Annotated in this window: 18 protein-coding genes and 1 tRNA gene; 9 read left to right on the forward strand and 10 right to left on the reverse strand. The window is 69.0% G+C overall.

Annotated elements, in window-relative coordinates; genetic code table 11:
• The first annotated feature begins 21 nt into the window (after positions 1 to 21).
• Positions 22 to 1,062 carry an amidohydrolase gene (locus Q8L83_RS07960; protein WP_305285794.1) on the forward strand — a complete coding sequence of 347 codons (1,041 nt, stop codon included), beginning with the start codon at positions 22 to 24 and terminating at the stop codon, positions 1,060 to 1,062.
• A gap of 44 nt (positions 1,063 to 1,106) precedes the next feature.
• Here Q8L83_RS07960 and Q8L83_RS07965 read toward each other — a convergent pair whose 3' ends face one another.
• Positions 1,107 to 1,730 carry an FMN-dependent NADH-azoreductase gene (locus Q8L83_RS07965; protein WP_305285796.1) on the reverse strand — a complete coding sequence of 208 codons (624 nt, stop codon included), beginning with the start codon at positions 1,728 to 1,730 and terminating at the stop codon, positions 1,107 to 1,109.
• A 107-nt stretch (positions 1,731 to 1,837) separates the two neighbouring features.
• Between Q8L83_RS07965 and Q8L83_RS07970 the strand changes: the two genes are divergently transcribed.
• Positions 1,838 to 2,767 carry a LysR family transcriptional regulator gene (locus Q8L83_RS07970; RefSeq protein ID WP_305285798.1) on the forward strand — a complete coding sequence of 310 codons (930 nt, stop codon included), beginning with the start codon at positions 1,838 to 1,840 and terminating at the stop codon, positions 2,765 to 2,767.
• Positions 2,768 to 2,779: 12 nt separating this feature from the next.
• On the opposite strand, the gene Q8L83_RS07975 is transcribed toward Q8L83_RS07970, so the two are convergent.
• From Q8L83_RS07975 to Q8L83_RS08000, 6 genes are all read right to left on the reverse strand, one after another.
• Entirely contained in the window at positions 2,780 to 3,313 is a 534-nt protein-coding gene (locus tag Q8L83_RS07975; protein ID WP_305285800.1) for an SRPBCC family protein, read from the reverse strand.
• A complete protein-coding gene (locus Q8L83_RS07980; protein ID WP_305285802.1) occupies positions 3,310 to 3,651 on the reverse strand; it encodes a helix-turn-helix transcriptional regulator in 342 nt (113 codons plus the stop codon). Before Q8L83_RS07980 ends, Q8L83_RS07975 begins: the two co-directional genes overlap by 4 nt.
• A gap of 106 nt (positions 3,652 to 3,757) precedes the next feature.
• Entirely contained in the window at positions 3,758 to 5,575 is a 1,818-nt protein-coding gene (locus Q8L83_RS07985) for an NAD(P)/FAD-dependent oxidoreductase (RefSeq protein WP_305285804.1), read from the reverse strand.
• A 141-nt stretch (positions 5,576 to 5,716) separates the two neighbouring features.
• On the reverse strand, positions 5,717 to 6,757 hold the full coding sequence (locus tag Q8L83_RS07990; protein ID WP_305285806.1) for a hypothetical protein: 1,041 nt from the start codon (positions 6,755 to 6,757) through the stop codon (positions 5,717 to 5,719).
• A gap of 36 nt (positions 6,758 to 6,793) precedes the next feature.
• Positions 6,794 to 7,252: a hypothetical protein gene (locus tag Q8L83_RS07995; RefSeq protein WP_305285807.1), complete on the reverse strand. Its 459-nt coding sequence runs from the start codon at positions 7,250 to 7,252 to the stop codon at positions 6,794 to 6,796.
• Positions 7,253 to 7,350: 98 nt separating this feature from the next.
• Positions 7,351 to 7,824 carry a hypothetical protein gene (locus Q8L83_RS08000; protein ID WP_305285809.1) on the reverse strand — a complete coding sequence of 158 codons (474 nt, stop codon included), beginning with the start codon at positions 7,822 to 7,824 and terminating at the stop codon, positions 7,351 to 7,353.
• Positions 7,825 to 7,967: 143 nt separating this feature from the next.
• On the opposite strand from Q8L83_RS08000, the gene Q8L83_RS08005 reads away from it, so the two are divergent.
• The 3 genes from Q8L83_RS08005 to Q8L83_RS08015 all read left to right on the forward strand — a co-directional run bounded on the left by Q8L83_RS08005 (position 7,968) and on the right by Q8L83_RS08015 (position 11,014).
• Positions 7,968 to 9,290 carry an oxygenase MpaB family protein gene (locus tag Q8L83_RS08005; protein WP_305285811.1) on the forward strand — a complete coding sequence of 441 codons (1,323 nt, stop codon included), beginning with the start codon at positions 7,968 to 7,970 and terminating at the stop codon, positions 9,288 to 9,290.
• Positions 9,283 to 9,975, forward strand: a complete 693-nt coding sequence (locus tag Q8L83_RS08010) for a CerR family C-terminal domain-containing protein (protein WP_305285813.1) — start codon at positions 9,283 to 9,285, stop codon at positions 9,973 to 9,975. Before Q8L83_RS08005 ends, Q8L83_RS08010 begins: the two co-directional genes overlap by 8 nt.
• Before the next feature lie 67 nt (positions 9,976 to 10,042).
• Positions 10,043 to 11,014 carry a methyltransferase gene (locus Q8L83_RS08015; RefSeq protein WP_305285815.1) on the forward strand — a complete coding sequence of 324 codons (972 nt, stop codon included), beginning with the start codon at positions 10,043 to 10,045 and terminating at the stop codon, positions 11,012 to 11,014.
• 123 nt (positions 11,015 to 11,137) lie between these two features.
• Here Q8L83_RS08015 and Q8L83_RS08020 read toward each other — a convergent pair.
• Positions 11,138 to 11,214: transfer RNA gene (locus Q8L83_RS08020), tRNA-Met, on the reverse strand.
• Between the two features lie 105 nt (positions 11,215 to 11,319).
• On the opposite strand from Q8L83_RS08020, the gene Q8L83_RS08025 reads away from it, so the two are divergent.
• Genes Q8L83_RS08025 through Q8L83_RS08035 form a run of 3 tightly spaced genes read left to right on the forward strand, consistent with a single transcriptional unit; the run spans position 11,320 to position 15,343 of the window.
• Complete coding sequence (locus tag Q8L83_RS08025) at positions 11,320 to 12,348, forward strand: glycosyltransferase (RefSeq protein WP_305285817.1); 1,029 nt, start codon at positions 11,320 to 11,322, stop codon at positions 12,346 to 12,348.
• Positions 12,348 to 14,048, forward strand: coding sequence for an asparagine synthase (glutamine-hydrolyzing) (gene asnB, locus Q8L83_RS08030; protein WP_305285819.1), 1,701 nt, complete (start codon positions 12,348 to 12,350; stop codon positions 14,046 to 14,048). Before Q8L83_RS08025 ends, asnB begins: the two co-directional genes overlap by 1 nt.
• 41 nt (positions 14,049 to 14,089) lie before the next feature.
• Positions 14,090 to 15,343: a PQQ-dependent sugar dehydrogenase gene (locus tag Q8L83_RS08035; protein WP_305285821.1), complete on the forward strand. Its 1,254-nt coding sequence runs from the start codon at positions 14,090 to 14,092 to the stop codon at positions 15,341 to 15,343.
• Positions 15,344 to 15,511: 168 nt separating this feature from the next.
• On the opposite strand, the gene Q8L83_RS08040 is transcribed toward Q8L83_RS08035, so the two are convergent.
• Together Q8L83_RS08040 and Q8L83_RS08045 are read right to left on the reverse strand one after the other, a co-directional pair.
• Complete coding sequence (locus Q8L83_RS08040; RefSeq protein WP_305285914.1) at positions 15,512 to 16,633, reverse strand: NAD(P)/FAD-dependent oxidoreductase; 1,122 nt, start codon at positions 16,631 to 16,633, stop codon at positions 15,512 to 15,514.
• Between the two features lie 50 nt (positions 16,634 to 16,683).
• Positions 16,684 to 20,106, reverse strand: coding sequence for an indolepyruvate ferredoxin oxidoreductase family protein (locus tag Q8L83_RS08045; protein ID WP_305285823.1), 3,423 nt, complete (start codon positions 20,104 to 20,106; stop codon positions 16,684 to 16,686).
• 141 nt (positions 20,107 to 20,247) lie between these two features.
• Between Q8L83_RS08045 and Q8L83_RS08050 the strand changes: the two genes are divergently transcribed.
• A complete protein-coding gene (locus Q8L83_RS08050) occupies positions 20,248 to 20,745 on the forward strand; it encodes an Lrp/AsnC family transcriptional regulator (RefSeq protein ID WP_305285825.1) in 498 nt (165 codons plus the stop codon).
• Positions 20,746 to 20,750 lie beyond the last annotated feature (5 nt).

Genomic DNA, 20,750 nt, shown 5'->3' on the forward strand with positions numbered 1-20,750 from the left:
GCGCCACAAGGAGGACACCCCATGAGCCGCGAGACCATTCTCGAGCCCGAGCTGCCGATCGTCGACCCTCACCATCACCTTTGGGACATGCGCGGCCGGTTTGGCGCCGACGCCCCGGCGCCCCGCCATGGCTTCGAAGCCCTGCTCCGCCGCTCGCCCCACTATCTGCTGGATCAGCTCCTGGGCGACCTGGGCGCCGGCCACAATGTGCGGGCGACCATCTTCGTCGAATGCGGCGCCATGTATCGGGCCGGCGCGCCAGCGGCCCTGGCGCCCGTCGGAGAGACCGAGTTCGTCAATGGCGTGGCGGCCATGAGCGCCAGCGGACTCTATGGCGAAGCCCGCGCCTGCGCTGGCATTGTCGGCCATGTCGACCTGACCTTGGGGGACGCCGCGGCGCCGGTGATCGAGGCGCATCTGGCCGCTGGCGGCGGACGGTTCCGTGGCGTTCGCCAGAGCGCGTCCTATGATCCGGACGCTGCCGTCCTCGGGCCCCTGGCTCGCAACGCCGCCGGCCTCTATCGCAGCGAAGCCTTCCGGGCGGGTTTCGCTCACCTCGCCGACCACGGCCTGTCTTTCGACGCCTGGCTGCTGGAACCGCAGCTTCCCGACCTGATGGATCTGGCCAGCGCCTTCCCTGAGACGACCATCATCCTGGATCATGTGGGCACGCCGCTCGGGATCGGCGCCTATGCCGGCCAGCGCGAGGCGCGGTTCGAGATCTGGCGCGACAGTATCCGGGACTTGGCCGAGCGCCCCAATGTGGTCTGCAAGGTTGGCGGCCTGGCCATGCCGTTCGCCGGCTTCCCGAGCTTCATGGCCGAGCCCCCCGCGACGTCGGCGATGCTGGCCGAGGCGTGGCGGCCCTATGTGGAGACCACGATCGAGGCCTTCGGCGCCAGCCGCTGCATGTTCGAAAGCAACTTCCCGGTCGATGCGGGGACGTGCGACTACGCGACCCTCTGGAACGCCTTCAAGCGGCTGGCGGCGGGCGCGTCAGCGGACGAAAAGGCCGCCCTGTTCCATGACACCGCGCGCCGGATTTACCGGCTGGAGATCTGAGCGGAGCGGCCGGCGCTCAAGTCTGGCCGCCCCGTTCACACCCTTCAGGCCGCGACCAGCCGCTCGCCGAGCACCTCGGCCAGCCGGGCCTCGGCGCCTTCGATGGCGGCGGTCCGCGCCTCGGGCCCGAAGCCGATCTTCTCGGCATGGACAAAGGTGACGTCCGTCAGGCCGATGAAGCCCAGCAGGTGGCGCAGATAGGGCTCCTGGAAGTCGGCGACCTGGCCGGGGCCTTCGCTGTAGAAGCCGCCGCGGCTCTCGATGACGATCACCCGCTTGCCCTCCAGCAGGCCCTTCGGCCCGGCCTCGGAATAGGTGAAGGTTTCGCCGGCCCGCAACACATGGTCGAGCCAGGCCCGCAGGGTGGTGGGCAGGCTGAAGTTGTACATCGGCGCGCCGATGATGATGGTGTCTGCCGCGCGCAGCTCGGCGATCAGGGTGTCCGACAGCGCCCGGGCCGCGTGCTCGGCCGGGGTTGAGGCCACGCCGCGAACGCCGGCCAGGGTGTCGCGCACCAGATGCGGCACCGGGTCCTCGCCCAGTTCCCGACGCACGACGGTGACGCCGGGGTCGTTGCGCTGAACCGTGGCGACCGCCGCGGCGACCAGCTGGCGGGAGACCGACTGTTCGCCGGCCGAGGAACTGTTGATTACGAGAAGGTTGGACATGACGCGCTCCTGTCGTCGGTGTGTTCGATGTCCAGGAGGTATCGTCTCGCGATGCGCAACAGTAGGCGGCCATTGCGGGAATGATTGTTCCGATTTATGCAACATGTATGCTCGATCTCGAAGATGTCCGGACCTTTGTCGAAGTGGCCGAGGCCGGAGGTCTGACCCAGGCGGCGCGACGCCTCGACCAGTCCAAGTCCATGATCAGTCGGCGCCTGTCCCGGCTGGAGGATGAGCTCGGCGCCCAGTTGCTGGCGCGCACGACCCGGGGCGTGGCGCTCACCGAGGCCGGCGCCACCTTCCGCCGCCACGCCGAGACGCTGCTGGCCGGCGCCGAGGCGGCGCGCGCCGCCGTGGCCCAGGGCGAGGAGGTCACCGGGCGCCTGCGGATCGCCGCACCCCTGAGCTTCGGCGCCACCCATCTCAGCTCGGTCCTGACAGAGCTTTCCCAGCGTCATCCACGGCTGGAGATCCAGGCCTCGTTCAGCGACCGCTTCGTGGATCTGGTGGGGGAGCGCTTCGACGCCGCCATCCGCATCGGGCGCCTGGCGGACTCCAGCCTTGTGGCCCGCAGGATCGCGCCGATCGCCGCCGCGGTGGTGGCCAGTCCCGGCTATCTGGCCGAACATGGGACGCCCCAGCGGCCCGAGGATCTGGCCGCCCATGCCGCGGTCGGCCAGCCGGACGAGGTCTGGCGCTTCGGGGCCGGCCCCCGCGCCCTGGCCATCCGGCCCAAGGCGCGCTTCCAGGCCGACAGCGGTCAGGCCCTGCTGGCGGCCGTCACCGCCGGGCTCGGAATCGCCATCCTGCCCACCTTCCTCTGTGGCCACGCCATCGCCACCGGCGAGTTGAGCCTCCTCCTCCAGGATCATCCGATCCCGGAGGCGGGGCTCTATGTGGTGCGGCCCCCGCCGGCCGATCACGCCTCGCGCAAGGTCCAGGCCCTGACCCAGCTGATGCTGGAGCACTTCGGCGGCGAGCCGTCCTGGGACGCCTGCTACATGGCGCAAAAGGCGGCGGGGCTCCTCCCCTCCTGAGGGCTGGCGTCCTCAGGCCGGCAGGCGGGCGTCGTACTCGGCCCGAAGCTGGACCCAGTTATCCCAATGGGGCTTGGGCGTCTGACCCGACAGCTGGGCGGCGAGGACGTCGATATGCGCATGCCAGCCGGCGCTGACATTCAGGAGGGCGTCGCGGTCGGGGAGCCGCCGGTGGATGACGGTCAGCAGCACCTCGCCGCCTTGGCTCTCCAGGCCGAACTCGACCTCGCTCTGCACGCCCCAGGTGATCACCAGCTTGCGGGGCGGCTCGAAGGCCACCACCCGGCTCTCCATCCGATGCTCATGGGAGAAGCCGTCGGGGCGCACGCCAGGGGGATCGGTCAGCTCATCATTGCGCCAGACCAGTTCAAACTCGCCGCCCGCCTGGGCGGGCATCTCGCCGGACGCCAGCCAGCGCCGGCGCAGTTCGGTCTTGGTCAGATAGTCCCAAACCCGCTCGATGGGTCCGGGCAACAGGCGCTGCACCTTCAGGGTGGCGGGCTCGATCAGCGCGCCATAGGCGTCGAGGGTGGCAAGGTCGCTCATGGGTCTTCTCCTTTGGGCTTGGAAGGCGGTGGCGCGTCCTCCTGGCGCAGGAGGCCTTCGAGGACGTCGAGACGCTCGGTCCAGAACCGCTGATAGACGCCGAGCCATTGGTGGGCGCTGGCCAGCGGGCCGGGATCGAGACGACAGATGTGCGTGCGGCCCCGCACCTCGCGACGGATCAGGCCCGCGGTCTCGAGGGTCTTGATGTGCTTGGAGGCGGCCGCCAGCGAGATGGCGAAGGGTTCGGCAAGCTGGCCCACCGTGCGCTCGCCCTCAGAGAGTTCGCGCAGCATCCGGCGGCGCGTGGCGTCGCCGAGGGCGTGAAAGACAGTGTCCAACTGGGGTGCAGATAATTCAACCATAAGGTTGAATATAGGGACACGATCCTAGATCGTCAACCGATTGGTTGAACATGAGCCGGCGGCCAGCGGCCGCCGCTCTGCTTCAGCGGAAGGTCAGGCCCTCGAAGGCGCCGGACGTGCGCCAGCCGTCGATGTATTTGAAGAAGGCGCTCGCGCCCTGCGGATAGCCGACATTCAGCGCCGCCGCGGGGCCGGGATCCTGGCCCTCGTTGTTGTAGTAGCCCGGCGTGCAGTCGGGCGCTCCCAGCATGCGCCCCATGCCGGTCAGCAGCAGATCGACCCAGGCGGCCTGGGCCTCCGGTGTCACCTCGACCTCCTTGGCGCCGACGTCCAGGGCGTGGCGGACCGTCATGGCGATGGTGCGACCGGACTCCGTCAGATTGTGCGGAATATTGGAGATCAGGTTGGCGCCCTGGGTCGGCTGGACGAAGAAGGCGTTGGGGAAGTCACGCACATGGATGCCGTGCAGGCTCTTCATCCCCTCGCCCCAGGCCTGGGACAGCTTGAGCCCGCCGCGGCCCGTCAGGTCGAAGCCGGCCCGGCGGGTATATTCGGTGCCGACCTCGAAGCCCGAGGCGTAGATGATGCAGTCCACCTCATATTCGACGCCGGCGACCACGAAGCCCTTTTCCGTAATCCGCTCGACCCCCTGCCCGTCGGTGTCGATCAGATGCGTGCCCGGCGCATTGAAGGCCTGCAGATAGGCGTCATGGAAGCAGGGCCGCTTGCAGAGCTGGCGGTACCAGGCCTTGAGCTTCTGGGCGGTCTCGCCGTCTTGCACGATGGAGTCCACGCGGGCGCGGATCTCATCCATCTTCTCGAAATCGGAGTCCTCGAAGGCCGCCAGCATGTTCCGCGGCGTGCGCTGTTCGGGCGGCAGTTCGTTGATCTTGCTGCGGATGCGGCGGGAGAGATCTGTCCAGCCGTCCATCACCAGGTCTTCCTCGGTGATGCTCCCGCCCTGGTTGGCGGTGAAGTTCTCCAGCCAGCGCTGTTGCCAGCCGGGCGTCGCAATCTGCGAAAACCAGTCGGGATCGATGGGCGCATTGGCGCGCACGTCCACCGAAGACGGCGTCCGCTGGACCACATAGAGCGTCTGGCAGGCCCGGGCCAGGTGGGGCACGGCCTGGACCGAGGTGGCGCCGGTGCCGATGATCGCCACCCGCTTGTCGGCCAGCTTCTCCAGCGGCGCGCCTGAGGGGTCGCCGCCGGTATAGTCATAGTCCCACCGGCTGGTGTGGAAGGAATGACCCTTGAAGGTGTCGATGCCCGGAATGCCCGGCAGCTTGGGCACATGCAGCGGGCCGGTGCCAAGGCCGATGAAGCTGGCCGTGAAGGCGTCGCCGCGGTTGGTGCGGATCACCCAGCGGCTTTTGGCCTCGTCCCACGACAGGTCCTCGACCTCGGTGTGGAAGAGCGCATTGTCATAGAGGCCGTACTGGCGGCCGATCCGCTGGCACTGTTCGAGGATTTCCGGCGCGTGAGCGTACTTCTCGCTCGGCATGTGCCCGGTCTCTTCCAGCAGCGGCATGTAGATCATGGACGCCGTATCGCACTGGGCGCCGGGATAGCGGTTCCAGTACCAGGTGCCGCCGAAATCGCCGCCCTTCTCGATGATGCGCACGTCGTTGACGCCGGCCTCCACCAGCCGCGCGCCGGTCACAAGGCCGGCGAATCCGCCGCCGATGAAGGCGAAGGTGACGTGGTCGGTCCTGGGGTCGCGCTCGACCCGCGGCGTATAGGGGTCTTCGAGATAGTGGGAGAGCTGACCCTTCAGCTCCAGATACTGGTCATTCCCGTCGGGCCGCAGGCGCTTGTCCCGCTCGGCGATGTACTTGGCCAGCAGCGCGTCCTTGTCGATCGTCCGCCCGCCCGCGACGGTCTGCGTATCGGAACCCATCTGCGCCACCTTCACTCAAAACCATCGCCGGAGCGACGTCCGGGCGGGCCGAATGATCGCCCGCGCCGGCCCTAAAGGCTTCGAATGTAGAGTACGCAGCCGACCCTCGCCAAGGATCAATCGCCGGCCAGGCCAGCCACCCTAGAAGGCGACGTTCGCGCCAAGCAGCAGAACGGTCGTGCGCGCATCGGCGTCGCTCCAGCTCACGCCGGGGCCGAGATTGCCGCCGCTGAGGAAGTTGAGCGGCACATAGCCCTCCACCAGCACCAGCTCGGAGAAGAGTTTGACGTGGCTGACCGGGAAGGCCGCCAGGCCGAAGACCCACTGGTCCTGCCGCCGCCAGGGCGAGCCCTTGGGGCCGGCGATATAGGTGGAGAACTCGCTGGAGAGATGGACCTCCTGCCCGCCGATCTCGGCGGCATAGCGGCCGCCCACGCCCCAGCTGGTCACCTTGCTGGCGGCGAACTGGTTCAGCGGCGGGGTGGGGTTGAAGGTCCCCGGCCATTCTTCCAGCGTCTTGGCGAACTCGGCGTTGGCGGTCCAGCGGTCGTAGTGCAGCTGGCTGTAGACCGCATAGGCCGGGTTGTCGTCGACGCAGGGATTGAAGTGCACCACGGGGAAGCCATGGCAATAGGCGCTGCCATGCACATAGGAGGCGCCGGCCATCAGGTCCCGCCCCGGCCCGCCCAGGTCGAACGTATAGTTGGCGTCGGCCACGAAGTTGTTCAGCCGCGAGGGCACGTTGGTGCCTTCCACCGAGGTGGCCAGGGAGCGGAACTGCGAACCGCCCTGCACGGCCTCCAGCGCGATGTTCAGGCCATCCTTGGAATAGCCGGCCAGCGCGCCCCAGGCGAGGCCGCCGAAGGCGTGCCAGACCGTCGAGGCGGTGAACGGGCTGACCGTGTCCATCAGGCCGAACGGCGCCTCCATCTTGCCGATGGCGGCGTAGTAGGGGCTCTCCTCCAGATCCCCGAACATCACATAGCCCTTGCGCAGCTGCATCTGGTTGCGGCCGACGGCGGTGATGGTGCCGGTCCCGAAGCTCTGCTCCGGGTCATAGAGCAGCTCGGCATAGGCCGTGATCCAGGGGGTCACATTGGCGGTGACGCTGAGCTGCGCCGAATGCAGGACGGCCTCGGACGCCGTCTCGCCAATCTGGTTGGCCGAGGTGGGATGGCGCATCAGATAGCCGAACTTGGAGTTCCGATTGGTCTCCTGTTAGTTGGCCAGCGCCGTGATCGCCCCGCCCAGATAGACCCCGCCGTCGCGCAGGTCCCCCTGGCGCCGGGCGTCCAGCAGCATCAGCGGCTTGCGGCTCGTATGGGTGGTGGGGTCCAGCACCCGATAGCTGACATCGCTCGCCCGGCTGATGAACAGGCCGGAGTTGAGCTCCACGGCGGCCCGCGCCCGATCATTGTCAGCCACCGGCGCCTGAACCTCCCGGATCGGCGCGGCCGCAGGCGCGGTCTCGACCGGCGCAGGGGCCGGCGCTTCGGCCATGGCGACGACCGGGCCGCCGCCCTTGAGGCTGTCCACCTCCTGGCGCAGTTGGCGGTTTTCCTGCTCCAGACGCTCGAGGCGCGCCAGGACATCCTCCAGGCTCTGGGCCTGCGCCAGCGACGGCGCCAGGCACACGCCCAGCGCCACGGCCGAAGCCGCCATCTTCCAATTGCTCATAATTCCCCCCCGGGACGCCCGAAATGCGAGCAGATCACAACCTAGGGGACGCGAATTAGAAGTCAGTCCTGACCAAAGTCTTAACCAACCTCGTCGGCTTAGGGCTTGCGGGGCGCTACGGCGCGGGGGTCGGTGGCGCAGCTGACCTCGCCGTCGCGGATGCTGACGATGGCCGGCTTGCCGACGCCGGGACGGAAGGTCGTCACCTGGTCGCCCACCGTCACCTGCACGAAGTCCGGGCCGGTGAAGTGGCAGGCGTAATAGACGCCGCCGCCCGGCAGGGCCGTCTTATAGACCTGCACGCAATTGACGTGGCCGAACCAGCGGCCGAGCGTCGCGCCGCCGTAATCGAAGGTCAGCAGGTCGGGGCGACTCTTGGAGACCGGCAGGGGACCGTCCCACACCGGGCATTCGGGGCCACGCGGGGTCCAGTCGGCGGCCGAGGCCGTACGCTGCTGCCCCAGCATGGCCAGCACCCCGCCGATCAGCACCACGGCGGCGAGCCCGACGACCCCCAACTGGACAAGGCCGCGCCCCTTCTTCACCGGGGCGTCATACACGTTCCTCGCCATCGCAGGCCTCCATCTGAACCGAGGCCGCACAAGGCCCACCAGCTTCTCAAAAGGCAAGCCCGGGAAACGATCCGACGAACACCGCCCTTGAAACATATCGCTCGATAGATATCTAACGTATGATAGATATTCAGGAGGCCGCCATGCAGCCGCGTCAATTCCATCCCGACCTCTGGCGCCAGGTGGACGCCCAGGCGGGCCAGGTTCCCCAGATCTACGGCCAGATCGACCTTAAGAGCGCGCCCGAGCGCTTCACCACTGAGCCGTCCGCCGACGGCCTGGGCTTTGGCGAGATGACGGCCGACATCATGGCCGACGCCCCCCTGATCGAGATGATGTCCGCCTACACCCTGATGGGCGACGTGGTGGCCGACGCCTATGCCGCGCGCATGGAGGACTTCGGCTTCCGTCGCTTGATCGAGATGCTGGAGACCGCCTGCGACAAGGGGGTCGAGGCTGTGACCGATGCGCCGCCGGAACTGGCCGCCTTCATCGCCGACATGGCGCGCAAGCCCGACTGGCTCGACATGGACCTGATCGCCGAAGGCGCGCGGATCGAGCGCAACCAGTACGCTCACCTGGTCCCCTTCGCCATTCGCGGCGCCTTCCTGGCCACCTTCCTCAACAAGTACTCCGCCCTGCCCATGGCGCTGACCGGCAGCCTGTCGGACAAGCTGGCCGCCAAACGGGTGCACGAGACCGCCACCTTCTTCACCCTGACCGTCATGCCCGGCGCCTTGGAGCGGCATGGGGCGGCGTTCAAGGCTGCGGCCATGGTGCGGCTGATGCACTCCATGGTCCGCTTCAATGTGATGCGGCGCCAGGGCGTCTGGGACAGCGCCGTCTATGGCGTGCCGATCCCGCAGGTGGATCAGATGCCGGCCGGCCAGATCGGTTCGTTCCTGATCGCCTTCAAGGCCCTGCGTCAGGGGCGCGAGACCTTCACGCCGGCCGAGCGCGCCCGCATCGAGATCGCCCGCTATCGCTGCTTCCTGCTGGGCCTGCCCGAGCCCCTGCTGGGGGACAGCCCGCGGGCCATCGCCCGGCTGATGCTGGCCCGCCAGGCCACCCTGCGCAGCGCCTATGACGAGGAGACCTGCGGCGCCCTGGTGCGCGGAACCATGACCACCGAGCTCTCCCACGACCGCACCCTGCTGGGGAGGATCGACCGGGAGCTGGAACGCAGCTTCTCCAAGGCCTTCTTCATCCGCCAGTTCCTGCAGGGCGACACCGCCCGCGCCCGCCGGATGGGGGTGGCCTATGGCCCCCGCGACCGGCGCCTCGCCCTGGTGGCGGCCGGACGCATCTTCTCGCAGGTGCGACTCTATGATGCGCTGGCCCGGGCCCCCGGAATCCGCGACATGGCCGACCGTCGTCTGGTTAGCAAGCTGGAAGCCCTGCTCGCCCGCTATGGTCGCGCGGAGTTCACCTCCGACGGCGAGGCCTATAAGGCCGCCCATGGCTGAGACGATGATCCCTGTGGCGCCCGCCGCCAGCCGGCAGGGCTACGCCAAGAGCGAGGCCACCCGCGAGGCGATCATCACGGCCGCCCTTTCGGCCTTTGGCCGGCATGGCTTCGCGGCCGCCACCACCCGCCAGATCGCCGAGGCGGCCGGGGTGGCCCTGCCGGCCATCGCCTATCACTTCGGCAACAAGGAGGGGCTCCACCTCGCCTGCGCGCGGGCTATCGTCGCCCGCTACTACGCCCAGGCCGCCGACCTGGCGCTGGAGGCTGGCCTGGCCCTGGACGCCGCGCCGCCGCCCGAGGTCTGCAGCGACTATCTCCGCCACATCCTGCGCCGCCTGCTGCGGCTGTTCGCGCAGGACGAGGCCGCCGGCTCCCAGGCCGACTTCGTGGCCCGCGAGATGCGCGACCGTGGGCCGGCCTTCCAGATCCTCTATGACCAGCTCTGGGCGCCGGGCGTCGAGATCACCGCCCGTCTGGTCGCCGGCTGTCAGGGCCGCAAGACGGTTCAGGACGCCGACCGCGCCGAGGCCCTGATGCTGATCTCCAGCCTGCTGGCCTTCAACACCGGCCGCGACGTCGCCCTGCAGATCCTTGGCCGCGCCCGCCTCGACGCCACCACGCTTGATCTCCTCGACGGAGCCATCGACCGGATGGTGGAGGGGATAAGCAAACGCCCGCGCTGAGTCCCCCGCTGGAACCGCGACATCGGCCGAGAGTTAAGCCCGCGCTCAAGCCACGAGGTTGACGGACGTGCAGGCCCTTCCCGCCGATCTCGATGTCCATGATGAGGACCAGCGCGCCCTGGGCGCCCTGCTCAATCTGCTGAGGCAGGCCGACTACCACTTCGTCACTCCGTCGCCCTTCACCCATCGCCGCGTTCTGCAGCGCCAAGCCCAGCCCGTGGCCCAGAACCTGCGCGATGTCTTTGGCTGGAGCCTGCCGTTTCGACCCGACCTTTTGTCCAACGGCCTGATGGACGCCCTATGGGCCGCCGAGCTGATAGATCAGGACGAGGGCCTCCTTCGCAGCCGCGTGCGGATATCGTCGCTCGGAGCGCACCTCTTTCTCCACTCGGCGTTTCCGACCACGGCGGAGGACGCCGTCTTCTTTGGTCCTGACACCTATCGGTTCGCGAACTTCCTGACCGCCGAGCTGGCGGGCGCCTCACCGATCGACCTGCTCGTCGATATCGGCGCTGGATCGGGCGCTGGCGCCGTGGTCGCAGCCGCGCTCGCGCAGCCCAAAAGAACGGTCCTGACAGACCTCAACCTCCAGGCCCTGCGGCTGGCCCGGGCCAACGCCGCCCATGCGGGCATGGCTCCGGAGACGATCCTTGGCGACGGGCTGGAGAGCGTGGGCGAACCCATCGATCTGGCTATCGCCAATCCCCCCTTTATCGCCGGCGACAACGGCCACACCTATCGGGATGGCGGCGACCTCCATGGGGCGCAGCTTTCCCTCGACTGGACCCTGGCCGCAGCGCAACGTCTCGCGCCTAGGGGGCGGCTGCTCCTCTATACCGGCAGCGCCATTGTCGAGGGCCAGGACCTGTTCCACCAGGCGATCACGGCGAACCTGTCCGACAGCGATTTCGAGATCGCCTATCGGGAGCTGGACCCCGATATCTTTGGCGACCAGCTTTCCGACCCGGCCTATGCCGATGTCGAGCGGATCGCTGCCGTGGGTCTCAGCGTTCGGCGGCGGGGCCTGTCGGCGGTCTGAGCCTGCTGGTCGACCTTGTCCCCCGCTCGGTGACGCCTGATTGCCTCGGCCCCGCCCTCAGAATGTGACGCGAATGGGCTGCAAGGGTGACCACTGCCAATGTAGGAGGGCAGTTGAAACGAATGGTAGCTGGGGGCGGGCTCGAACCGCCGACCTGTGGGTTATGAATCCACCGCTCTAACCAGCTGAGCTACCCAGCCACGGGTTCGCGCCGCTGACGCGCGAGGCGCGGGTTATAGGGATTTCGGATCGGCGCATCAAGCGGCTTGGGCGCAGGGCAAACCAAGGCTAGGTTCGCGCCCGCCATGAGCGTGCTTCATCTTCTGGGAACGGCCGGCGAAGGCGGGGCGGAGACCTATTTCGTCGACCTCGTCCGCGCCCTCGCCAGCGACGGCGTGGCCCAGGCCGCGGCCCTGCGCCCCCACGCCCGGCGCGAGGCCGTGCTGGCCGGCGACGGCGTGGCGGTGGAGACCTTCGGCTTCGGCGGACCGCTGGATCTTTTGACCCGGCGCAAGGTGGCGGGGTTCGCCCATCGCCAGGACGTCACCGTGGCGCTGGCCTGGATGAACCGCGCAGCCCGCCATACGCCCAAAGGACCGTGGGCGCGGATCGGCCGGCTGGGGGGCTATTACAAGCTCAAATACTATGCCGGCTTCGACTTCCTGGTGGCCAACACCGAGGACATCGCCGACTGGGTGGTGGCTCAGGGCTGGCCGGCGGGCAAGGTCGCCTGCATCCCCAACTTCGCCGAGGCGCCCGACGAGGCTGCGCCGGCCGAGCGGGCGGCGCTCTCCACCCCGGCCGACGCCCCCCTGCTGCTGGCCATGGGCCGGCTGCACGAGGCCAAGGCCCATGACGTCACGCTGAACGCTCTGACCCGCCTGCCGCAGGCCTGGCTGTGGATCGCCGGCACGGGGCCGGAGGAGGCGCGGCTGAAGGCGCTGGCTGCGGCCCTAGGCGTCGCCGAGCGGGTGCGGTTCCTGGGCTGGCGCAACGATCCCTCGGCGCTCTACCGGGCCGCCGATGTGTGCGTCTTTCCCTCCCGCTACGAGCCCCTGGGCAATGTGGTGATCCAGGCCTGGGCGCACGGCCTGCCCGTGGCCGCCGCCGCCAGCCAGGGACCCGGCGCCCTGATCCGCGACGGCGAGGACGGCCTGTTGGTTCCGGTGGACGACGCCGAGGCCCTGGGAACCGCCGTCGGCCGGCTGCTGGACGATCCCATGCTGCGCATCCGTCTGGCCCAGAACGGCCTGGCCCGGGTGGAGGCGGAGTTTTCCCAAGCCGCCGTCGTGGCCCAATGGCGCGACCTCTTCGCCCGGTTCGGCGCCGACTGATGTGCGGCATCGCCGGAATCCTGGATGGTGAGGCCTCGGCCCGCCCGCTGATCGAGGCCATGACCCACCGCGGCCCTGACGGGATTCGGGTGGAGGAGGCGCCGGGCCGCTCGCTGGCCCATGCCCGGCTGTCGATCATCGACCTGGAGGGCGGCTGGCAGCCGCTGCGCGCCGCGGGCGGGACGGTCATCGGCAATGGGGAAATCTACAACTATCTGGAGCTGGCGCAGGACTTCGCCCTGACGGACGCGCTCTCCACCGGCTCGGACTTCGAGCCCCTGCTGCACCTCTATGCGCAGGAGGGGCCGGCCGCCTTTCAACGGCTGCGGGGCATGTACGCCTTCTGCCTGGTCGGGCCTGACGGCCGTACCTGGCTGGTGCGCGATCCCTTCGGCATCAAGCCGCTCTATGTGATGGAGCTGGAGAGCGGCCTGGCCTTCGCCTCGGAGGCCGGCGCCTTCCTGGCCGCGGGCCTGGCGCCCCGGGCCATCCGCGCCCACGCCGCCCGCGAGCTGCTGGCCTTCAACTACACCCTGGGCGACGAAACCATCTTCCCCGGCGTCCGTCGCCTGGCGCCCGGCGCCATCGCCGAGGTGGTGGAGGGCCGGCTCGTTCCCCACGAGGTCCGCCCCGCCCTGCCCCCGGCCCGCACGCGACCCTTCGCCAGCGATGAAGCCGCCCTGGTCGCCCGCCTCGACGCCGTGCTGGAGGACAGCGTTCGCGTGCACCAGCGGGCCGACGTGCCCTATGGCCTCTTCCTGTCGGGCGGGATCGACTCCGCGGCCATCGCCACCCTGATGGCGCGGCTGAACAGCCGGCCAGTCACCGCCTTTACCTGCGGCTTCGACGCGCCGGGCGCCCGGGACGAGCGGGCCCAGGCCGAGCGGGTGGCCCGGGCGCTGAACCTCGACTGGCGGGAGACCACCTTCGGCGAGGCCGACTTCTGGTCGCTCCTGCCCCAGGTGGCGAAAGCCCTGGACGACCCCACAGCCGACTACGCCACCCTGCCGACCTTCAAGCTGGCCCAGGCGGCCAAGGGGACCCTGACCGTCGTCCTGACCGGCGAGGGCGGCGATGAGCTGTTCGGCGGCTATGGCCGCTATCGCCGCGCCCTGCGGCCGGCCTGGCTGGGGGGCCGCCCGGCCGAGCCCCGCGACGCCGATCCCGCCGCGCTGGCCCGCTGGCGGGCCCAGGCCAAGGGGCCCGAGGGCCTGACCCGCCTGCAACGGGCCCAGTACGCCGACATCGCCACCTGGCTGCCCAACGACCTTCTGACCAAGCTCGACCGCTGCCTGATGGCCCATGGGCTGGAAGGCCGCACGCCGTTTCTCGATCCTGTCGTGGCCGACTTCGCCTTCGCCCTGCCCGACCGGTTCAAGGTGCGCGGCCGCTATGGCAAGTGGCTGGTGCGAAAATGGCTGGAGGGCGCCTGCCCGGCGGCTTCGCCCTGGGCGCGCAAGCAGGGCTTCACCGTGCCCGTCGCCGCCTGGATCGCGCCGCGGGCCGAGGCCATCGCCGAGCGCATCGGCGACGTCGCCGCCGTCCGGACCATCATGGGCGCCGAGGAAGCCCAGGCCGTGTTCAAGGGCGAAAACGACCCGCGACGCTGGCCCCTGCTCTTCCTCGCCGTTTGGTCGCGCATACATGTGGACGGCGCGAGCCCGACCGAAGCGTTGGACAGCGTGGCCGGAACGAACTGAGCGGTTCAGACGCTCAAAGCTCGACCAGAGGGAGACCGCCCATGAAAAACCTGCTTCTCACCACGGCGCTCGCCGCCATCCTCGCCGCCTGTGGCGGCGCCGACAGCGCAGCCCAGTCGCCAGCGCCAGCGCCGGCTGAAGGCGGCCAGCCCTGGGAGACTCGGCCTGCCAATGCGCCGTCCCAGACCCCGGCCTTCCCCGGCCAGACCCGCGCGCCGGAAGTCACGGCCAACGTGGCCTATAGCGTCGAGACTGTCGCCGAGGGGCTGAACAAGCCGTGGGCCATCGCCTTCCTGCCCGACGGCCGCATGCTTGTGACCGAAAAGCCCGGCCGCCTGCGGATCGTGACGGCGCAGGGCGCGCTTTCCGAGCCCGTGACCGGCCTGCCCGAGGTGGACGCCCGCGACCAGGGCGGCCTGCTGGACGTGGCGCTGGATCCCGACTTCGCCACGAACAACCTGATCTATTGGAGCTATGCCGAGCCGCGCGGGAACGGGACCAATTCCACCGCCGTGGCCCGGGGCAAGCTCGCGGAGACCGGCGGCGCCGCGCGCGTCGAGGACGTCCAGGTCATCTTCCAGCAGCAGCCGGCGCTGGACTCCACCAAGCACTATGGCAACCGCCTGGTCTTCGACCGCGACGGCCATCTGCTGATCTCGCTTGGCGAGCGTTCGATCCTGGCCGGCCGCGTCCAGGCCCAGGACATGAACTCCGCCCTGGGCAAGGTCGTGCGCATCAACCGCGACGGCTCGATCCCCGCCGACAATCCCTTCGTCGGCCAGGACGGGGTGCGCCCGGAGATCTTCGCTTCCGGCGTGCGCAACGTTCAGGCCGCGGCCTTGCATCCCGAAACCGGCAAGCTCTGGGAAATCGAGCACGGCGCCCGCGGCGGCGATGAGCTGAACATCATCGAGGCCGGCAAGAACTATGGCTGGCCGACCATCGCCTATGGCCTGGAATATTCCGGCGGCGCGATCGGCGAAGGCCAGACCGCCCGTGAGGGGATGGAGCAGCCGGCCTATTACTGGGATCCGGTGATCGGCCCGTCGGGCATGGTCTTTTACCAGGGCGATCTGTTCCCGGCCTGGCAGGGCAGCCTGTTCGTCGGCGCCCTGCGCGACAAGCATCTGGTCCGGCTGACCCTTAATGGGGAACGTGTCGTCGGCGAAGAACGCCTGCTCACCGATATCGACGAACGCATCCGTGAGGTCGAGGTCGGGCCCGACGGCGCCATCTACGTCGCCACCGACAACGAACAGGGCAAGATCCTGAAGCTGGTTCCCCGGGCGGACTAGGGACCAAGCCTGTTGGACGCAGGGGTTGCCCGGCCTTGCGTCCTTCGAGGCTCGCTTCGCTCGCACCTCAGGATGAGGAGGTGTGTGGCGAGGCCTCTCATTCCGTCCTCATCCTGAGGCGCCCGCGCCAGCGGGCCTCGAAGGACGAGGGCGGTTGTCCCGCGCGGGCTACGCCCTGGCCAGCCCAAGCCTTCCGGCCACCTCTTCCCCAATCGCCAGGGAAGAGGTGAGGCCGGGGCTCTCGATGCCGAACAGGGCGACGAGGCCCTCCAGGCCGTGGGCCTCTGGCCCGTCGATGCGGAAGTCCGAGTGGGGCTCGCCTGGTCCGTGCAGCTTGGGCCGGATGCCGGCATAGTCGGGGCTCAGCGCATCATCCGGCAGGCCCGGCCAGAACCTGCGCACCTTCTCGTAGAAGCCGGCCGCGGCGTCCGGCTCGACGCTGTAGTCCAGCTCGTCGACGAAGATCAGGTCGGGGCCGAACACCGCCTGCCCGCCCAGGTCGCGACGGTAGTGGGTGCCCAGCGCGCCAGGGATCGGCGGCGGATAGATCAGCCGCGCGAACGGCGCCTTGCCCTGCAGGCGGAAATAGCGGCCCTTGCCGTAGTGGCCGGGGGGGATTTCGGCCTTGGGGAAGCCATCGATCTCACCGGCCACCGCCTGGGCCGACAGCCCCGGGGCTGTGATCAGCAGGCGCACGGTGAGCGTGGTCGGCTCCGCCCCGCCAGCCCGCACCTTCCAGCCGCCGCCAGGGATCGGCTCTGCGCCCTCGAAGGGCGTGGAGACCACCACCGCCCCGCCGGCCGCTTCGATCTCGCCCTGCAGGGCCAGCATGTAGCCATGGCTGTCGAACACCCCGCTCTGCGGCGAGATGAGCGCGGCGTCGCAGGCGAGCTCCGGCTCCAGGGCCAGGGCCTGGGCGCGGGTCAGCTGCGCCATGTCCTCGACCTCGTTGGTCCGCGCCTGTTCGAGGATGGGCTCGAGCCGGGCGACTTCTTCGGGGCCGTTGGCCACCACCAGCTTGCCGCAGCGGTCGAAGGCGACGTTGCGCGCCTCCAGGAACGAATAGAGCATGCGCCGCCCCTGCACGCAGAGCCGGGCCTTCAGCGAGCCGGTGGGATAGTATAGCCCCCCGTGGATCACCTCGGAATTGCGCGAGGAGACACCCTGGCCGATGGCCGCGTCGGCCTCCAGGACCACCGCGGTCATCCCCCGCCGCGCGAGCGCATAGCCGCAGGCCAGGCCCACGGCGCCGGCCCCGACCACCAGGGCGTCGAAATCGAAATCTGCCATGCTCATGGCTAACCCGAGGGGCGGCCCAGGGAAACGACTTTCAGCGTCGGTCAGGCCGCAGCCGCCGCGCCCGCCTGATCCCATTGCGCCCACAGGGCCTCACGCTTGGCCATTGCCGGCTCCAAAGAGGCCTGCTTGACGTGGCCGAAGCCGCGGATGTCCTGCGGGACCTGGGCGAGCTCGACCGCCAGGGCCAGACGCTCAGGGATCAGTTCGCGGGCGATGCGCTGAAGGTCGGCCTCATAGGTCGCGATCAGGCCGCGTTCCATTCGGCGTTCGTCCGAGTAGCCGAACAGGTCGAGCGCCGTGCCCCGCAGGCCCTTCAGCCTGGCCAGGACCGGGAAGCCGTAGTCCAGCATCCAGCCGCCGAAGGCGATCTTGCGCGGGTTTCCCTGGTCGTCCTTGCGCGCGAGCATCGGCGGCGCGAGCCACACCTTGGCCTTGCCGCCCTTGAAGGTCTGGCTGCGATAGGCGTCGAAGCGACCATCCCCGTACAGCCGCGCCACCTCATACTCGTCCTTGTAGGCCATGAGCTTGTAGAGGTTGATCGCCACGGCCCGGCTCAGGGCCTCGGAGCCCAGGGGCAGGAAGGTCTCGACGCGGTCCTGATAGCGCCGGGCATAGGCGGCGTTCTGATAGGCGGTCAGTTCCCGGACGCGGTGCGCGATCAGCTCAGGCAGCGGCAGGGTTTCCGGCGTCGCCACGTCGGCCTCTGGCCTGCCGCGGTGGGCCGGATCGTGGGCCGCCCGGCGGCCCAGTTCGAAGGCCTGGAGGTTTTCCTCCGCCGCGACGCCGTTCAGCTTGATGGCGCGATATAGGGCTCGGCTGGAGATGGGGATCACCCCCTTCTGCCAGGCGAAGCCCAGCATGATCATATTGGCGTAGATGGCGTCGCCCAGCTCGGTCTCGGCCATGTGGTGGGCGGGCGTCTCGTCATAGGCCTTGGCGGCGGCGGCGATCCGCCGCGCCATGCCGCCGGAATCGAACCGCACGTCCCGGTCGGTGACGAAGTCGGCGGTGGGCGACAGGTCGGCGTTGCCGAAGGCGACGGTCCGGTCCTTGGCGTAGAGGGAAAGCGCATCGGCGCCAGCCGCCACCATGACGTCGCAGGCGATCAGCACATGGGCGCTGGCCGCGGGCGTCCGACCGCCGACGATGCTGTCCTCGTCCTCGCCGATGCGCACGTGGCTGAACACGGCCCCGCCCTTCTGCGCCAGGCCGGTCATGTCGACCACCGAGGCCGCCTTGCCGTCCACATGGGCGGCCATGGCCAGGATCGAGGCGGTGGTCGTCACGCCCGTGCCGCCGACGCCGGTGAAGACGATGTTGCGTACGCCCGGCGAGGGCTCGAACGCCGGCAGCGGCGTGGAGTCCGCCGTGAGCGCCGGCAGCCGGGCCGCGTGCGGGTTTTCCGCCCCCTCCAGGGTGATGAAGGAGGGGCAGAAGCCATCCAGGCAGGAATAGTCCTGGTTGCAGGTGGACTGGTTGATCTTGCGCTTGCGGCCGAACTCGGTGTTCAGCGGCTCGACCGAGACGCAGTTGGAGGCCTTCGAACAGTCGCCACAGCCCTCGCAGACCAGAGGATTGATCATCACCCTCTGCTCGGCGGCCACCAGGGTTCCGCGCTTGCGCCGCCGGCGCTTCTCGGTGGCGCAGACCTGATCATAGAGCAGGACGGTGACGCCGGGCGTGTCGCGCAGCTGGCGCTGGACGGCCATCAGTTCGGCCCGTGGCTTGACCTCGACGCCGGGGGCCAGGTCCTTGACGCCTTCGTAGCGGTCCGGATCGTCGGCCACGATGACAGTGCGGGCGACGCCTTCGGAAGCCAACTGGCGGGTAATCTGGGCGGGCGTGAAGCCGCTCTCGGCCGCCTGGCCGCCGGTCATGGCGACCGCATCGTTGAACAGCAGCTTGTAGGTGACGTTGGCCTTCGCTGCGACGGCGGCGCGGATGGCGAGCGAACCGGAGTGGTTATAGGTCCCGTCCCCCAGATTGACGAAGACGTGCTTCTCGGTGGTGAAGGGCGCGGCCCCCACCCAGCTCAGGCCCTCGCCGCCCATATGGCTGTTCAGGTCGGTGTTGGGGTCGGTGAAGCTGGCCATATAGTGGCAGCCGATGCCGGCCAGGGCGCGGGATCCTTCCGGCAGGCGCGTCGAGGTGTTGTGCGGGCAGCCCGAGCAGAAGAAGGGCTTACGCTGCTGGTCCGATGACAGGCTGACGGCGGCGACGCCGGCCGCCGAAACCCGGTTCAGATAGTCATAGACCCCGTCCATATGCGGCCCGGGCGGCAGGCGGTCGGCGATGGCCAGCGCCACCTCGGCCACCGAAAGCGCGCCGAGATCCGACAGCAGCGGATGGCCCTGCTCATCGGTCTTGCCGATGATCCCGGGCCGCGCCTGGGCCGGCAGGTCATAGAGGGCGGCCCGGGCCTGACCTTCGATCAGCGGCCGTTTGTGCTCGATCACCATCAGGGTCTCGAGACCGGCGGCGAAGGCGCGAAGCCCCGTGGGCTCCAGCGGCCAGGGCATGCCGACCTTGTAGATGGAGACGCCGAGATCGGCCGCCTGGGCCGGCGTGACCCCCATGGCGGCGAAGGCCTCGATGACGTCCTTATAGGCCTGGCCCTGGCAGACGATGCCCAGGCGCGGCCGGGGCGAGGCCAGCGTCACCCGGTCGATGCGGTTGGCCCGGGCGAACGCCAGCGCAGCGGGCAGCTTGAAGGTCCGCAGCCGCCGCTCCTTGTCCATCGGCTGGTCCTTCAGCCGGATGCCGAGGCCGTCGGCCGGCAGCTTGAAGCCTGCGGGGGTGACGACGCGGTGGCGGTCCAGCCCGACATCGATGGTCATGCCGGAGTCCATGGTGTCGGCGAGCGCGATCAGCCCGACCCACAGCCCTGAGAAACGCGACATGGCGTAGGCCATCAGGCCGTAGTCCAGCACCTCCTGCACGTCGGCCGGCGACAGCACCGGCATCTCGAAGTCCTGGAAGGCGAATTCCGACTGGGATGGCAGGGTGGAGGACTTGCAATTGTGGTCGTCGCCGGCCACCGCCACCACGCCGCCCTTGGGCGAGGTCCCGGCGAAGTTGGCGTGCTTGAAGACGTCGCCGGTGCGGTCGACGCCCGGCGCCTTGCCGTACCACATGCCAAAGACGCCGTCGTAAAGGGCGCCGGGAAAGAGATTGGCCTGCTGGCTGCCCCAGACGGCGGTGGCGGCCAGGTCCTCGTTCAGGCCTTCCTTGAACACCACCTGGGCGGCGTCCAGGTGCTTGCCCGCCCGGTGGGCCTGCTGGTCGAGCCCGCCCAACGGCGAGCCGCGATAGCCGGAGACGAAGCCGGCGGTGTTGAGGCCAGCGGCTTCGTCCAGCCGCCTCTGATCCATCAGCACCCGCAAAAGCGCCTGGACCCCGGTGATGAAAACCCGACCCTCGGTGAGCAGAAACTTGTCGTCGAGCGTCACATCTGAGTGCCGCATCGCAATATCTTTCCCTTTGGGACTCCCTATGTCATTGCAAGATCATATAAGACCGCGGCAATTGCTTACTAAAGGCGTGCCCCCTGCAGCCGGTTCCGGGGCACGATACGGGCGCATCCAGCCCATATCAGGGAGAAAACCGTGTCCGAGACCCTCGACGCCGTCGATGCCAAGATCCTCGACCTGATCCAGCACGACGCCGGCCTGTCCGTGGCCGAGATCGCCGAGCGTGTCGGCCTGTCCTCCAGCCCGTGCTGGCGGCGGATCAAGCGGCTGGAGGACGCCGGCGTCATCCAGCGGCGGGTGACCATCCTGGACCGCGAGCGCCTGGGCCTGAACTTCGAGGTCTATTGCACCGTCAAGCTGTCCCTGCCGACGCGGGACAATCTCGACGCCTTCGAGACCGCCATCGCCAAGCTGCACGAGGTGGTTCAGTGCGCCACCGTCACCGGCTCGGCCGACTATGAGCTGCGCATCGTCACCCGGGACATGCACGCCTTCGACAACTTCCTCCGCGACCAGATCCTGTCGCTGGGCCTGGTCTCCAACATCGAAAGCCGCATCGTCATCCGTGCGGTCAAGAACACCACCGCCGCGCCGCTGGGCCTCATCAGCCCCTATGTGAGCGCCCACAGCTAGTCGCG

Source organism: Phenylobacterium sp., from assembly GCF_030680185.1.
Lineage (GTDB): Bacteria > Pseudomonadota > Alphaproteobacteria > Caulobacterales > Caulobacteraceae > Phenylobacterium.

What these genes read in the sequence shown, in the direction of transcription:
- Q8L83_RS07960 (WP_305285794.1), top strand. Translation starts at nt 22, where the DNA reads ATGAGCCGCGAGACCATTCTCGAGCCCGAGCTGCCGATCGTCGACCCT.
- Q8L83_RS07965 (WP_305285796.1), bottom strand. Translation starts at nt 1,730, where the DNA reads ATGTCCAACCTTCTCGTAATCAACAGTTCCTCGGCCGGCGAACAGTCG.
- Q8L83_RS07970 (WP_305285798.1), top strand. Translation starts at nt 1,838, where the DNA reads ATGCTCGATCTCGAAGATGTCCGGACCTTTGTCGAAGTGGCCGAGGCC.
- Q8L83_RS07975 (WP_305285800.1), bottom strand. Translation starts at nt 3,313, where the DNA reads ATGAGCGACCTTGCCACCCTCGACGCCTATGGCGCGCTGATCGAGCCC.
- Q8L83_RS07985 (WP_305285804.1), bottom strand. Translation starts at nt 5,575, where the DNA reads ATGGGTTCCGATACGCAGACCGTCGCGGGCGGGCGGACGATCGACAAG.
- Q8L83_RS07990 (WP_305285806.1), bottom strand. Translation starts at nt 6,757, where the DNA reads ATGCGCCATCCCACCTCGGCCAACCAGATTGGCGAGACGGCGTCCGAG.
- Q8L83_RS07995 (WP_305285807.1), bottom strand. Translation starts at nt 7,252, where the DNA reads ATGAGCAATTGGAAGATGGCGGCTTCGGCCGTGGCGCTGGGCGTGTGC.
- Q8L83_RS08000 (WP_305285809.1), bottom strand. Translation starts at nt 7,824, where the DNA reads ATGGCGAGGAACGTGTATGACGCCCCGGTGAAGAAGGGGCGCGGCCTT.
- Q8L83_RS08005 (WP_305285811.1), top strand. Translation starts at nt 7,968, where the DNA reads ATGCAGCCGCGTCAATTCCATCCCGACCTCTGGCGCCAGGTGGACGCC.
- Q8L83_RS08010 (WP_305285813.1), top strand. Translation starts at nt 9,283, where the DNA reads ATGGCTGAGACGATGATCCCTGTGGCGCCCGCCGCCAGCCGGCAGGGC.
- Q8L83_RS08025 (WP_305285817.1), top strand. Translation starts at nt 11,320, where the DNA reads ATGAGCGTGCTTCATCTTCTGGGAACGGCCGGCGAAGGCGGGGCGGAG.
- asnB (WP_305285819.1), top strand. Translation starts at nt 12,348, where the DNA reads ATGTGCGGCATCGCCGGAATCCTGGATGGTGAGGCCTCGGCCCGCCCG.
- Q8L83_RS08035 (WP_305285821.1), top strand. Translation starts at nt 14,090, where the DNA reads ATGAAAAACCTGCTTCTCACCACGGCGCTCGCCGCCATCCTCGCCGCC.
- Q8L83_RS08040 (WP_305285914.1), bottom strand. Translation starts at nt 16,633, where the DNA reads ATGGCAGATTTCGATTTCGACGCCCTGGTGGTCGGGGCCGGCGCCGTG.
- Q8L83_RS08045 (WP_305285823.1), bottom strand. Translation starts at nt 20,106, where the DNA reads ATGCGGCACTCAGATGTGACGCTCGACGACAAGTTTCTGCTCACCGAG.